Origin of the sequence: Acinetobacter lwoffii (assembly GCF_022809915.1) — a bacterium.
Lineage (GTDB): Bacteria > Pseudomonadota > Gammaproteobacteria > Pseudomonadales > Moraxellaceae > Acinetobacter > Acinetobacter lwoffii_M.
Genome location: NZ_JALGQY010000018.1, coordinates 17,719 through 31,940, shown reverse-complemented (window position 1 = coordinate 31,940; position 14,222 = coordinate 17,719). Strand labels below are relative to the sequence as shown.

General features: G+C 37.1%; 12 protein-coding genes and 1 pseudogene. 4 read left to right on the top strand and 9 right to left on the bottom strand.

All coding sequences use genetic code 11. The annotated features are described in order from the left end of the window. Positions 1-199 precede the first annotated feature (199 nt). The 5 genes from MTX11_RS10450 to MTX11_RS10430 form a co-directional block, all read right to left on the bottom strand. The gene (locus MTX11_RS10450) at positions 200-1,465 is read right to left on the bottom strand and encodes a type II toxin-antitoxin system HipA family toxin (protein WP_000934717.1); all 1,266 of its coding nucleotides are present in this window, start codon (positions 1,463-1,465) and stop codon (positions 200-202) included. Further along, positions 1,465-1,770 (bottom strand): helix-turn-helix domain-containing protein, encoded by a 306-nt coding sequence (locus MTX11_RS10445; protein WP_000366814.1) that lies wholly within the window; start codon positions 1,768-1,770, stop codon positions 1,465-1,467. The genes MTX11_RS10450 and MTX11_RS10445 overlap by 1 nt, the downstream gene beginning before the upstream one ends. Before the next feature lie 919 nt (positions 1,771-2,689). Then, positions 2,690-2,947, bottom strand: a complete 258-nt coding sequence (locus MTX11_RS10440; RefSeq protein WP_004726728.1) for a hypothetical protein — start codon at positions 2,945-2,947, stop codon at positions 2,690-2,692. Positions 2,948-3,296: 349 nt separating this feature from the next. Further along, entirely contained in the window at positions 3,297-3,893 is a 597-nt protein-coding gene (locus tag MTX11_RS10435) for a putative adenosine monophosphate-protein transferase Fic (protein ID WP_004826955.1), read from the bottom strand. A 12-nt stretch (positions 3,894-3,905) separates the two neighbouring features. Further along, positions 3,906-4,073: a YhfG family protein gene (locus MTX11_RS10430; protein ID WP_002125865.1), complete on the bottom strand. Its 168-nt coding sequence runs from the start codon at positions 4,071-4,073 to the stop codon at positions 3,906-3,908. A 274-nt stretch (positions 4,074-4,347) separates the two neighbouring features. Here MTX11_RS10430 and MTX11_RS10425 point away from each other — a divergent pair, with 274 nt between their 5' ends. The 3 genes and pseudogenes from MTX11_RS10425 to MTX11_RS10415 all read left to right on the top strand — a co-directional run. Then, positions 4,348-4,812: a hypothetical protein gene (locus MTX11_RS10425; protein ID WP_000911011.1), complete on the top strand. Its 465-nt coding sequence runs from the start codon at positions 4,348-4,350 to the stop codon at positions 4,810-4,812. Positions 4,813-4,824: 12 nt separating this feature from the next. Next, the gene (locus MTX11_RS10420) at positions 4,825-7,164 is read left to right on the top strand and encodes a hypothetical protein (protein WP_243475065.1); all 2,340 of its coding nucleotides are present in this window, start codon (positions 4,825-4,827) and stop codon (positions 7,162-7,164) included. Between the two features lie 4 nt (positions 7,165-7,168). Then, positions 7,169-7,474 (top strand): annotated as a pseudogene (locus tag MTX11_RS10415) (hypothetical protein); the annotation flags it as partial. A 61-nt stretch (positions 7,475-7,535) separates the two neighbouring features. Here MTX11_RS10415 and MTX11_RS10410 read toward each other — a convergent pair. After that, a protein-coding gene (locus MTX11_RS10410; protein ID WP_099046175.1) for an IS3-like element ISAba14 family transposase occupies positions 7,536-8,680 on the bottom strand; the annotation gives its coding sequence in 2 pieces (ribosomal slippage) (positions 7,536-8,416 and positions 8,416-8,680; 1,146 coding nt in all). 22 nt (positions 8,681-8,702) lie between these two features. On the opposite strand from MTX11_RS10410, the gene MTX11_RS10405 reads away from it, so the two are divergent. After that, on the top strand, positions 8,703-11,654 hold the full coding sequence (locus tag MTX11_RS10405; RefSeq protein WP_243475063.1) for a site-specific integrase: 2,952 nt from the start codon (positions 8,703-8,705) through the stop codon (positions 11,652-11,654). A gap of 326 nt (positions 11,655-11,980) precedes the next feature. Here the strand turns inward: MTX11_RS10405 and MTX11_RS10400 are convergent, their stop codons facing one another. The 3 genes from MTX11_RS10400 to MTX11_RS10390 are packed head-to-tail and all read right to left on the bottom strand — an operon-like array spanning position 11,981 to position 14,140. Continuing rightward, positions 11,981-12,199: a hypothetical protein gene (locus MTX11_RS10400; protein ID WP_000550047.1), complete on the bottom strand. Its 219-nt coding sequence runs from the start codon at positions 12,197-12,199 to the stop codon at positions 11,981-11,983. A gap of 4 nt (positions 12,200-12,203) precedes the next feature. Beyond that, entirely contained in the window at positions 12,204-13,499 is a 1,296-nt protein-coding gene (locus MTX11_RS10395) for a Y-family DNA polymerase (protein ID WP_001190352.1), read from the bottom strand. 14 nt (positions 13,500-13,513) lie between these two features. Beyond that, a complete protein-coding gene (locus tag MTX11_RS10390; RefSeq protein WP_000038641.1) occupies positions 13,514-14,140 on the bottom strand; it encodes a LexA family protein in 627 nt (208 codons plus the stop codon). Positions 14,141-14,222: the final 82 nt, after the last annotated feature.

Sequence of the window (14,222 nt, the reverse complement as noted above, 5' to 3'; positions counted from 1 at the left end):
TTTTTGGTGACAGTTTTTTCTTAGTGATTTTCGATCTGGATGTAGTGATTTCACGTTTGCAGAATATATCTTGGCGGTGATCCATCTAATATTCGTGATTATAAAGAGAGCTAATTCACAGGTTCTACAGATTATGTAGCGACTAACTATATCAAAGTCTATTTGCAGTTGATGGTTGGCGCTTAGTTTATATTTACGCTTAGGTTTCAGTTAAAAAATCAATATTCTGTTGAATCCGTGATTGAATCATCTGTAGGGTAGATTCTCGAATTTGATGGGGATACAGGCGCTGCGCAATTTGACTAAATTGAAGTGCAATTTCACGCATGGTCAAGATGATCTCATCGACTTCTAGAGTAGTCAGATTAGCTTCTGAAGTACCGAGTTTATGTATGTCATTTCGGGAAATATTGAGCGCTTCTCCCATAATGTCCATTTGATGATAACCACCTGGACCCTCGCAGAAGGTCACATCATAGGCTGGAGCCAATTTCCATTGACCATTTTTCTCCATGAGAAATGAAAAGTTCTTAGTATGGTCATCCCGATTATTGAAAAGCACATTAAACACAGCACGTTTAAAAGCATGCAATCTTTCTCGTACATCTTGCGTACACATCAAGGTTGCCCGGAGAAAATTGCGATAGTCTAGGCTACCTGGAACTTTATAGTCTGCTCCTGTATATGCAGCCAAACTCTGCATTGGAATCCGCATACCATTTTGACGATCGAATCGTTTAGAAGCAAAAGCCGTTAAACCATTGGGCAAATTAAAGAAATGGGTATCTGGAGTCTCAATTGCACAAAGTCGCAAACATTCTGCATAGACGGCTTCAATGGCGCAGACTTCAGGATGCTCTTGCTGAGCAGGAAACTTAATCAGCCAGGCTTCATGTTGATCAGAATCTTGAGTCGAAAACTCTAAATTGACAGGATCTCGGTAAACCAACGCTTTTGGTCTGGCACCTTGAGGGGAGCCACCCATGACCAATAAATGCTGTAAAAATTCACCACCTTCACCTTTGAGTACTTCTTGAACTTCCTGGGCCAGTTGTTGTAAAGGGATATTTTCTGAGGTTTGCATGTCAGCAACACAAGGTTCAAAGGAGAGGGCACCCATTGCGTGACTACTAATATAGGTCAGACGCTCCAAAGGTCCAATTCGTGCTGAATTTAAGCCAATTTTTTTGAAATATCGATCCATCAACATCATGCCCCAACCATCTGGTAAAGCGTCATAGACTGGACCTGGGAGTCCCATTTGATGAGTAGGAAAACCTTGTCTGAATGGTAGACCTTTTAAAGGCAGCAAGTAAGAAGAGAGCTCAACACCTTGCTGTATTGCTTCTGGACTATATTCAAAAGCAATGGTGGGTCTACCTGTCGTGGCTGTTGAACTAATCAGCGTTCCCCATAACCATGATTCGCCCCAACCGTTGTAATAAACATTAAGTCTATTGAGCATTATCCCTTCCTCTTAATACGGTGGCGCTTACTTTGACTCTCATAGCGAAGAATGTCATTCACACTGTTAAGCTGAGGTTTAAATAGTTCCTGAAGTTCGTTTAATCGACCCAAGACCATTGCAATACGGACTAAATTTTCAACAGATACATTTCGTCCCGCTTCAAGATTCGAAACTGTATTCACGCCGACACCAGCGCGTGCTGCTACCTCAGCTTGAGACATCTCCAGAAAGAGTCGTTGCTTACGTAAACGCTCACCTAAAAGAGTCACAACTTCTTCTGGTTTAGTGAAATATAAATCCATTAAATTGGGTCTTAAGAATGAATAATTTAATTAAATCACAAAATAATGGAATTAATCTATAGCTATAGTGTGGCTAAGGAGGGCTTTGTTGCACAGCACATCAGAAGGGTAGGTATAGTCCTTGGGTATCGGTTACAGAAAATCATCAGGATGTACTTTGACTGATTGTTGATACGGAGATTTCAGTATTTTCATTTTTCCTAATAGGTCACATTACTTAGAAAGGGTTCTTCGAAAATTAGTTCATACTTTAAAAATCCTATAAATATTGAGGATATTTTCTTAATGCTTTCAATATAGCATGCGGCTATATGTAACTCGAACGGGCTTAATCTGCCTTTCAGTATAAATTTTTTGGGCGTGAGAGGGGAGAGGTGTGAGGGCAAGCAATTTATATCGTGGATACTTCTAAATTACTTATGTAATAGAAGGTGGTAAACATGGATTTAGAGGTAATAACACTAAATATAAAAAAATTGGAAGAATAATTTATTAAATTATTGTTTTTATGTGGTTATTGGTGATGTTATGAATAATAATAACTTTTTCTTGATGAATTTTACCTAAAAAAATTGATCAGATAATTTTCTTTAAATGTCATGCATACATAAATTTGACAGTTTGAAGGGATCGGTATGTGCATTTTTCACAAGGTTAAAGATCGACCATAAATGTGATAAACGGCAGAGGATCATTGAAAAATGAATGGATTTAAACACTACATGTATGCACGAAAAAAAGTATCGCTGCGGTTCTGCTGACAGGCTGTATTGAGCATTGAATGCAAATGATGTAGTAATTGTCTACAGGCTATAGGACCAGCATGAAGAAGAATGAAATGTAGTTGCCAATTTATAACCTTGGTTGAAAAGCATAGCATTGTTATTCGGAGAAGTGAGGTAAGCCATCCTTCTCTTATTCATTTAAAATGATTCTTACTCAACTGATCTCGACTCATGGGCTGGTTCCAATTAGACGGATAATAACTTCCATCCCCTATCTTTTTCTTACCACATTTCTTGCATTTAATCCCTTCTTTGGAGATTTGATTCAGCATCACTGTTGTCGGTTGAATCAAATCAATGACATAGTTCGTTGGTTCAGGAAAAGCAGAAGAGGCTGCTTTATTGCAAAAGAGAACATTCGGATCAAATGGATTGGATTGCACAAAAGCCATGATACAGCCACAGAGTAATTCACCTGCATGTAATCTGTAACATCCGTTCAGGTCATCAGACGAAGATTAATCTGAAATTTAAGCACTAAACGCCATAAATCTATGTATGGGCAGACTTTTTTGAGACATATGTTGATAAACATGCGGCAAGTTACATTGCTTAAAAGTCTATCTAAGTTAACGATCTATTCAATTCTGGATAAGTAATCTGAATATTACGATCCTAAATTACCCGAAGAGTATTAAGATTTCTAAGAATTGTGATTGTTGGTTTATTTGGGAAATTAATCAGTGGATTGAAGCAAAGATGATGGCTCATTAAGGATTGTGGGCTTCGACTACTTAAATTTTAGGTATTTTGAATAAAGCATATTTCAAAAATCTTAATTAATGGATTTAAATTACCATAAAAACCTTCAATATTGGCTTGAATCCATTGTTGTTGAGAGTCAATGCGAGACCAATCAATACCATAACCACAATGAGCAATCAGATGCTCAAAGAAAATCCGTTGTGTACGTCCATTACCTTCACGGAATGGGTGTATGACATTAAGCTCACAATACAAGTCGGCAAGTTGAGGAATCAGTTGTTGTGGTGCTAAGCCTTGAAAGTATTTTTTTTCTTGAAGCGTTTTGAGTAGTTTATTGGTTTCAATTTCAATACGGGAAAAATTACAAAAACGGGTGTCACCTTTGGAAATATCGATTTGTCTTAACTTTCCTGCCCAGTCGTATAAGTCGCCAAAGAGCTGCGCATGAATTGATTTTAAGTATTGTAAGTCGTAAGGTGGTTCAGCATATTCAATTAAGTTACTTGCCAATCCAGACAGTTCTAGTTCAGCTTGTTCTAAAATTTGTTCATCATGAATATTGAGTTTGTTCTTTAGGATATTTGTGCCAGGGTAACAATACAGGCTGTCACCCATTTCCCCATATTTATCCATACATGCACCTGACTAAGTTTCGGGTTGCGAATACTTCTTATATTTTTGCAAGATTTCAGCTTTACTTTGTTGAGTTGTTTGAGCTGTCGTTGTAATGCCTTCAAGCTTTAGGCTGGCTTGATAGTTTTGCGCACGTGTCGCTTGAATATATTTTTTTTTCTGTTCAGTGGTTCTGAGCATTTCGAAACTCCATTGATGCTACACGTGAAGTAAGTATAGCAGAGAATCTTTTTGATCAATGCTGCATACACAGCATTTCAAAATGTAATACAACGGTATTGTTTCATGTAATAACAGAAAACTAAAAAAAAGTGGAAGAATTTTTAAAATTTAGACCACCCATGATAAGTAAACCATATGTATTTGTTGATAATTGTAATTTTGAGAAAATTTAGTTGATAAATTAAATGAATTTTAATATACAAAGATATGCTCATTTTTTATATCGATAAAAATGTTAAAATTTGACTATTTAGTAAAAAATATAGAGATATTTATGGGGCAATTTATCATGCCCTTTTGCTTTGAGCGACAAAATGTTCAATTTAAGATAGTAAAAATTAACTCAGAACTACTGAAAATCAAAAAGATTAAACAGAGCCAGAAAGTAGTAGTACAAGCAAAGTTCAAAATAATCTATGTGAAAATTTGGCAAAAAATATTGCTATTAATGCAAACGGAGCCATGCTTACGTGTACATTCTAATTATGTTGCAATCTTACAGTTGATACATAATCTTGATGATTTTATCGAAAAATCACAGCAACACTTGTGCTTTGAGAGAAAAGCTCAGAAAGAGCTGGATGCTAAATTTTTTGCTAGATTTTTTAAGCTGACAAAGAGTTCAATAAAAGATCAACTTTTACCAAATTGTTCAGATCGTAATGAATTTAACCAATGCAATTTGATAAAAAATTAAGCGAAAGCGAATATGCCAAAGATTGAAACAGAAGAGCAATTCTTAGATTTAGCAGAAAAATTCCAAAAAGATTATTGTTTATTACGCAATCATGTTGTGAATACACAATTTGTCGATCTATCAGATGATTTACGTGAAAAAGCCCATGCTCTAAATAAGGAAGCACAACAGATATATGGCTATATATCTAGTTCTAGACAATTAGGTAAATATTATTATCTAGCTTCTTTAAGTTATTTTGCATGCCCGACTACTAGTAATACTCAAGAGCTGTCGTCTGAACGTTATTTGATTCTACAAGCGAGTTTTTTAACATATCGGCAGTATCAAGAATTTGCAAAAATTGATAAAGCTGAGAATAAGCAAAAACATGTTTGTGATCTCTTTCGCTATGTATCACGATATGTTCTGGATTCTAATCATGCTGAATTATTTCAAGAATGCAGTGAGCTACTAAATCGCTATGTCATGTACGAACGTAACTTGAAAAAGGAGGATCGTAATCAACTTTTTAATATTAAAGATTTCAAACAAGTACAAGCCATAGAGTATTTATCGGCTCTATTAATAATTTTTAAAAGACTTGATGATCGTCGTGTTGTTCATCGTCAGCGTAAGTCAAAAAAAAGTAAAGTTTTGCAATGGCCGACGAAAAATGAACTCAAAAAATTTCGTGAAATTAAAACGGGTAAGCAAGTAGATATTGGACATAACGCAAAGATCAGTATTTATGATGCCGCTCTTCACAAAGATGAAGAGGGTGAAGTTGATCTATTAGATCCTGAAATGGAGTTTTATTCAGAAGATGAAAAGTCTAAAAATTTAAATTATATACTCAGCGATAATGCGACGCATCTAATGCGGCATCGCCAGCGCCGTCATGCTCCTTTTGTTACAAATCCACATTATTTGGCGCCAGATATACTGAAGCAAATTGTTTATGTGTTGAGAACCGAGTTATCCGGGCACTGGAGGGATGCTGCAATCGCTGCAGCATGTTTATTGTCACTTTTGACGGGATTATCACCCGTCGCACTGATGGATTTTAACGAGCTTATTCAAGATGGAATTTTGATCCAGAATGGTTCAAGTAGACGTCGCGAATATTTACTCAAATTAAATCTTAATATTACAGAGCAGAAGATTAAGAGCTTAAATGATGAGCGATGGAATGAAGTGATGACACATCAACTACATTTACCTTCTGCTTGGTTTGACTATATAGAACAAGCATCGAATCCAATAATTTCTTCAACAGACATTAATACAAAACTTAAGAATTGGCTTGATAATCGGTTTGTAGGTTCGATCACTGTTGAAAAACTGCAGGCTCAATTATATTTTCATATATATTATGAAACATATAATGAATATCTAGCTCATGTAATTGCTGGGCGGGATAGTCAGCATCACATGCCTGGTATCTATTATGGAGGGCTACCGAAAGCTCAACTCAGTAGCACATATCTAGCCTTTGTAGAAACAGCACTTACACCACATTCCTCGGAATTTACTGAAGACACGGCTGAACTAAAAATATTGCAACAACAATTCAAAGTGCAATCTGCATTATCTATCGGAAGGATAGGGAGCCAACTGGCACTTGAACCCAGTTTTGTGAAAGAGCAATTTGCTTTTTTACATAAACATTGCCAAGAAAATATTCAAAAAGATCAACATATCATTAATCAACTGAATGCATACGCATGTTGGATGTGGCATATCAGCTTGTTGAGTTTGGCAAGTCGGCCTAAAGAAAACCTGTTGGGGAATTTGGATGATTATTGTGTTGAGCTCAAGCTTTTATATGTGAATGATAAAAGAAATAGTAAAGCAAGAAAAGATGGTCGTTTTATCCCTTTATCTGATTTTTTCATAAAAACACTGCAAAATTACACTGCCTTTTTAGAACAAATTATTGAAGCGTACGGTTCATTTTTTAGACAAGTCTTTGCAAAGAAGAAGATAACTGTAAATGATCTTTTTGGTAAGGTCATTTTTAGTAAAGATATCTTGCCGATAACTGTCAAAGAATGGCAGAGCAGGAAAATTAAGTTAATCCCTTTATCGAGAAAATGGGTGAATTCATATATGCAAGGAGTCTTTCCAAAGAATATGTATTCGAATTGGTTACGTCATTTTGACATGAACTTTTTGATGCATGAGCAGCAAGAGGGTAAACCAGCATTAGCTTTTCACTTAATTCAGGCCCTGTATGGTCATGACCAACGTGACCGAGAGGCTTTTCATCCGCATTCTTCACTTATCCCGAATGTCTATGTACAGCAAGCCCGCCAGCAATTGCAAGATAATGTCAAATCTTTATCGATTAAACACTTAGAGCGAAAATAGTTGTATGCAAAAAATCAAAGAACTAATAAAACCACAACTAGATGATCTATTTGTTGATATTCATAAAATGGTGAAAAAGTCGCTAGATAGACAGCCTTCTCCACCTGAAGTATTGACGAAAGACATGCAGCAAAAACTTGATCAGCAGATCGCTGAAAAATGGCATGACATTAAAGATAGTGTTGATTGTTTGAGTCAAAAGTTGAGCCGAGACGAACAATCAAAACTGATGCAATTTACTGAAGATGAATTTAATAAAAGAAGGAAGCAATTCAACCAGAATGTAGATAAAAAATCATACAGAATTAAGAGAGGTGGTCCCACTTGTTTGAACAACTAAAAGCGTATTTATAAGTAATATTCCGCTCTAGTTAAGCCACCTTGTTTTGTTGGGGTAGCTGATCATAGTAAAACTCATTTGGTGTCATTTTGTCTAGACTCGAATGAGGTCGTTTCAGATTATAAAACTCAAAATATGCACTCAATTGCTTTTTCGCATCTGTGACACTGCTATAAGCTTTGAGATACACCTCTTCATATTTAACGCTCCGCCATAATCGTTCAACCATCACATTATCTACCCATCGACCTTTACCATCCATACTGATTTGAATGCCATTTGATTTCAATACATCAATAAATGCATCACTGGTGAACTGACTGCCTTGGTCTGTATTCAATATTTCAGGTGATCCATATTTTTCAATCGCTTCATTTAAAGCCGAAATACAAAAATCCACCTCCATACTAATCGATACCCTATGCGCAAGTACCTTGCGGCTATGCCAATCAATCACAGCACATAAATAAACAAAGCCTTTTGCCATAGGGATATACGTTATATCAGTAGACCACACTTGATTACTGCGCTGAATTGCCAACCCTTTGAGCAGATATGGATATTTACGGTGAGCTTGATTAGCCTGGCTTAAATTTGGTTTGCAATATAACGCCTGAATACCCATTTTCTTCATTAAAGTACGTGTATGACGTCGTCCTATATGATGCCCTTGACGATTCAACAAATCACGCATCATACGACTGCCTGCAAAAGGATATTGCATATGTAATTCATCAATACATCGCATCAGCTTCAGATCTGATGAGCTAACAGGTTTTGGGCGATAATAATAACAACCACGAGAGACTTTCAGTAACTTAGCTTGTTTAGATACTGAAATCTGAAGTGAGTGATCGATTAACTTTTGTGGTTGAAGCGGCCCAGTTTCTTCAACACACCTTCTAAAAAATCAATTTCTAATGCCTGCTCACCGATTTTTGCATGTAACTTTTTAAGATCAATGGGGGGTTCTGATGGAGCTTTTGATTGATCGAAAGCTTGCGAGGAAGCTGAGATCAATTGATTTTTCCAGTCAATAATTTGGTTTTGATGAACATCAAACTCAGAACTCAATTCAGCAAGTGTTTTTTCTGCTTTGATCGCAGCAAGTGCTACCTTAGCCTTAAAGTCGTTTGAATGATTTCTTCTTGGTCTACGTGCCATAAAATACTCCATATATTGATGTTTATAACATCATTTGAGGAGCAGAATATCACTTATAGGAGTTGTTCAAATTTCCGGATCCATCTCTAAGCTAAATCCACATACTAAACGGATCGTACTGCCTAGAAAAATTGAGAGTACAGAGTCACGGTTAGAACAGGGGCATCTACATATCCATGTACTTAAGGAATTAAGGCAGTATTGGCAAGATTCATTTGAATATTGGAATGAACCAAAGTACTTATGGGGAAATTTATGCTTAAGTTTTATATATATTTCAGGCTGTGCAGATGAACAGCATTTGATTGCTATTCAGAAGCAATTGCAGGAGGCCATTGAGCTTGGTACAGATCTGAATTGTTTTCGGTTATACCATTCGGACTACAAAAAAATCACTAATCCATTGTTACTACATTATCGTGTTGAAAACTCTCAATATGGCAACGATGTAGAACAGGGAAAGTTGTACCAATGGAAACATGTTTTTTTTAACCCATATGCGCAGTTCATTTTGCAATATTTAAAAAAGTTGAAAGCTACTCAGAAAGAATTTTGTCTGCAACATTCAGTTGAAGATTGTATTTTAGAAAGCTTGAGTAAGATAGGCAGGAAAAAAAGTCTTGGGGATCTGCAATATCAAATTAAACGCCGTGGATTTCGTGCATTTAATGATGTGCAAATGGTACTCGAATTTAATCCAAACCTCAGCATAGATATATTTTTGAGTAATGTGCTTCAGCAAGAGATTAATACTGTTGCTTTAAGGCCATCCGAATTTAGATTGCTGTGGAATAATGATTACAATCAAGTCACAGAACCAGATAATCGCCCTATTCATTTTGAACAAGAGCAGTTACTTCCTGAAGTTCCGACTGTTCAAAGCAAATTACAAACGATTCCGTATGAGTTGATGTTGTTTGGTCAAAAGAAACGTAAAGGTCAAAAAGTTGAGCGTTTAGATAAAAAGAGGAATAAAGAAGAACGCACGCTACGTTTTTGGCAAGAAACTAGAAGGGTGTTAGAGGAGAAGATAGTTGATGCTAATACGGAGGAAAAGTCTTTAATTGATGCTCAACTACGCTTAATTCACTGGTTAATGCATTTAAAAAAACGAGGGCTTCAATTATCAACTATTGAAAGCTACTTAGGATCGTTTGGTAAAGAATTTATATTTGAGATTTGGCTCAATAAATTAGATTTAAAGCAACAATCCATAGATGACTATGAGGATTTATATCGGCAGCTATTGAAATACAGCAGTGAACGTGATGAAAAAGCAGTTCAACGAGATTCGGTGAAAGGAAAAACCTCTCGTAAGATGCACCAAAGCGCAGAATACCGTTTTGGTCGCCTAAAAGATTTTCATCAATTCTGTATAGAGAATTATGATGCTCCAGGGGTATTGGTGTTACAGAATTCAAGTTTTAAGCATTTACAAATTTGCAATGCACGGCTAGTGAGTCCTTTGCTATTTGGCAAATTATTGGAAAAACTAGAAAATTTAAGTCAAGAGCCAACGGCATCAGAGTGGGTCGATCATCTGAGTTGTTTAAAGCTGATGTATTTACTAAGTTATAGAACTGGACTTCGATTAAATGAAGTTCGTTGTCTTAAAATACAAGATATTATTTGCCCAGAGCTACTTTATAAAGAAAAAGAAAATACAGTTTTTAATAATATCACGCTTCATATCCAAGACAATTCATATCGCCGTCTGAAAACGCGAAGTGCGAATCGTCAAATACCATTGAAAATTGCATTGTCAGAACATGAGTTTTTAGTAGTACAACGTTACATACAACATCGTTATGAGCAATATTTGGTTAATCAGCAGGATGATCTACTTTTTAGTGTGAATCATCGTGTATTAACTGATCAATGTATCAGCAAAATTACAGTAGATTTGTTTAGTCAAATATTAGGTATGCATCATGGCTTTAGTTTTCATACATTACGCCACAGTGCTGCTAACTATCTAGCAATAACTTTGCTCGGTTCAAAAGAAATGATCAAGACCTACACAGATTGTCCTTGGGTAAAAGCAAAAAAGATGAGGGATTTATTGTTTGGTATGAAAGCACGTGCTCAAGAAGAGATTATTCAACATAAATGGCAGGTGCTCGCCTCTTGGATGGGGCATAGCAGTATTGAGCAAACGGCTTCAAATTACCTTCATGTTTTGGATTTATTAGCAGTCGATCGAATTTATAATTCGCCGTGTATCATTTCAAAAAAAGTATTAGAACAGTGTTTTAGTCCAGTGAAGTCAAGTACAGACTACATAAACCTAAATCGTTATACTCAGCAGCAGAAATGGTTTAATTCTTATCAGCAAACACAGCCAGTTACGATGGCTGGCCGACAAGAAAAGAAGTTTAGTATAGAGAAGAGTACTCTGACACCTTTTCAACGTTTGATAAGTTTTAGAGAAGGTCGTTTAAGCGAAGATACCCAAGCTCAAGAATGGATGCAACGATGTCAATGGATGAGCACTAAATGGATGGATCGCCAAAAATTTAATTTAAAAACGAATTATGTTTATAGTAAGAATTTAGAAGAGAGTTGGTTTGATGAACTTTACGAAAAGGCTAAAAAACTGACTCGTCCAGATGAAATAATTCCTCTCCTTGATTTTCATTATAAAGATGATAGGCAGCAAGATGCACTGAAAGAAAAGAACATGGTTAAGGCGCTTAAAATATTATTATTATTTGGAAAACTGCGTAAGAATTTTCTACATTTTCAATGCCGAATGAAAGGTGATGAGCAACAAATTGTTAATTTTATTACTGGTATAGAGCCAATGTTAGGAGATCATCTGTATTTAGAAAAACAAAACTACCCAGTTAATTTGGATGCTCCTGAGCGAACCGTTAAATTTAGTTTTCAAAGAGTTGTCGGCTCTAACAAAAAAAATGTTACTCCGCTGGTTATATTTAATTTAATGTTAAAAATCATGCTAGAAGATGAACTCTGGTTGAAATAGCCTAAGCAAACTGAAAAGGGGAATTGTTTAAAAATCTCTCTGGTTATAAGTAAACTGTCTTTATGAAAAGCATCATACTAACTTTGATTCATAATAAAGGGAATTTAAAAGCTTTAGCATCACAATTTGGTCACTGGATTTTAGACAATAGTGTAAAGATTAGCACTTTGGTAAATCGATGAGCTAAAGTGTTGTAGTCCAAACTCGATCTGACAATTACCCATTTTTTAGTGTGCCCGTCAGGTTAAATTTGAACTGAATTTTTCTCAGCCCAAATTCATTTCCAATCAAGTTATGTTTCAAGTGGCGTGCGAACACTGCACAATTTAATTCACGGTGCCTAAGACAGGTATCAACTTCGGACCAGCCATTCTAGCTTTGCTAATGATTTCCACCAGCTCATCATAAGTCAGTTCAAACTTATCCTCACTATCAAATACATAGACCATATTCTTGCCTTCATGTTCAGGTGGAGTAGGTGGTACAAATCGTTTCGGGATAAGAATTTGTGCGAGTTGTTCGTCAGTTAATTTAAATAAGTGCATGTTTTTATCCTACTCTTGGTAAGTCAGACCATTTGGTTAAATACGAAGGTGATCTAAGGTTTTGATTCATGTGCCATGTGGCTTCTTTATTGTTGGCAATGCCTAGCGTGACGAGATTCTTCCCAAACCGTTCACTGATGGCTTCGATGGCATCTGAAAGCCTTTCTCGCTCTTGCTTATGTGAATAGTCCGTGAATAGATCGGGCACAAACTTGGATTGATCTGTAATTTCGAGCAGCACGATTCCCGCCTTTTTATACTTAAAGCCTTTCTTAAATATCTGATCGATGCCTTTCATCGCGGCCTTGGTGATGAGCAGTAGATCATCCGTATGCTCATGCATTTGAACGACGATGTAAGGCGAGTAGCGCTCTGTCTTATCAAAGCGACTGGTTTGGATATACACGCCGATCATCTTGCAGATTGAGCCATCTTCCCGCATTCGTTTCACGGCTCTGGCCACATAAAGCCGAACCGAAGCTTTAATGTCATCCATTTCATACACTGGGTTGCCATATGAACGGCTGCTGATGATTTGCTTCTTCGCTACAGTATCATCACTAAGGTCAATACAAGAAAGGCCCTGTAGCTCAAGCACCGTCTTTTCCATCACGATACTAAACTGCTTTTTGATTTCTTTAGGATTGGCATTGATCAGATCCAGCACAGATTGAACACCCATAGTATTGAGCTTCTTACAGTTCTGTCTGCCTACGCCCCAAACCTCAGACACATCAACCTGCGCGAGTAGCGTTTCTGTAGAGCATGGGTCCATATGGGCCAGATTACAGACCCCATTGAAGAACTTGTTTTTCTTGGCGAGATGATTGGCAATCTTGGCTTCGGTTTTAGAGCGACCAATTCCAATACAGCAGGGTAGGCCTAACCAACGCCAAGCCTTAGCCCTCATGTCTTGAGCATATACAGTCAGGTCAAATAGATGCTCGTAAGCTGTGAGCTTCAGAAAGCATTCATCAATGGAATAGACCTCTTGATCTCCTGGTGCAACATAGTCCCCAAGCAGCTCCATAAAGCGCTTGGACATTTCGCCATATAAGGAGAAATTACTGGATAGCACCTGAATGTTATGTTGTTTGATCAGCTCTTTAATTTGGAATACAGGAACACCCATCTTGATGCCTAAGTCTTTCGCTTCCTGGCTTCTGGCCACGGCACAGCCGTCATTGTTGCTGAGCACAATGGTTGGGCGATCATTCAAGGCAGGATTAAACACACGCTCACACGAGACGTAGCAATTATTCACGTCGACTAACGCGAATATTTCATTTTCACTTTGCATGGTTATTCTTCTTTTTATGAGCGGTGATAAATACGCTTTAAATTAAAAGTCACCACACCCCAGATTGATATGGTCTGACTATCATCAGGAATGATGTGATTGTAATTCGAATTTTCAGCCTTCAACCAAAGTTCTGGAAGCGGATAATCTTCATCTCCAAATATTTCTTTGATTTCAGACTTGGACATCTTATTGGTGATCATCAGCCGCTTAATGGTCGAGGCATTGTCATCAATCAGGGCAACCACGATATCGTAATGCTTGGCTTCAATACTGCGATCAATAATGATTGGATCATTAATCTCTAGGCCAGCATCGAGCATGGATTCACTGTCTACATAGGCAATGAAAGTAGAAATAGGGTTGTGAATCAGAAACTCATTCAGATCGAGTGCTTTGTCTTGCTCATCCTTGGTGCTGAAGGCTGGGCCAGCAGGGATGCGCTCTAAAGAGACGGGAATAGATACTTTGGATTTGGGTAGGACAGCAGTAAGCCCTAATTTTTCAACAAGCTCATTTTGAACAGCGATTTGTTCAAGCACGGTGTTGATGGTAGGGCTTGGTTTACCCTCTGGACCCATGAGCTCTTGTAAAGATGACCATGCGTCGTCAGAGAAGTAGATAGGCAACTTCTTAGACATGAGATACTCCTACGCTACGAGGCGTGTTTGGAAGTAGAATTTGTTTAAATAGGATATTACTAACAGCGTTTAAAATTCAATT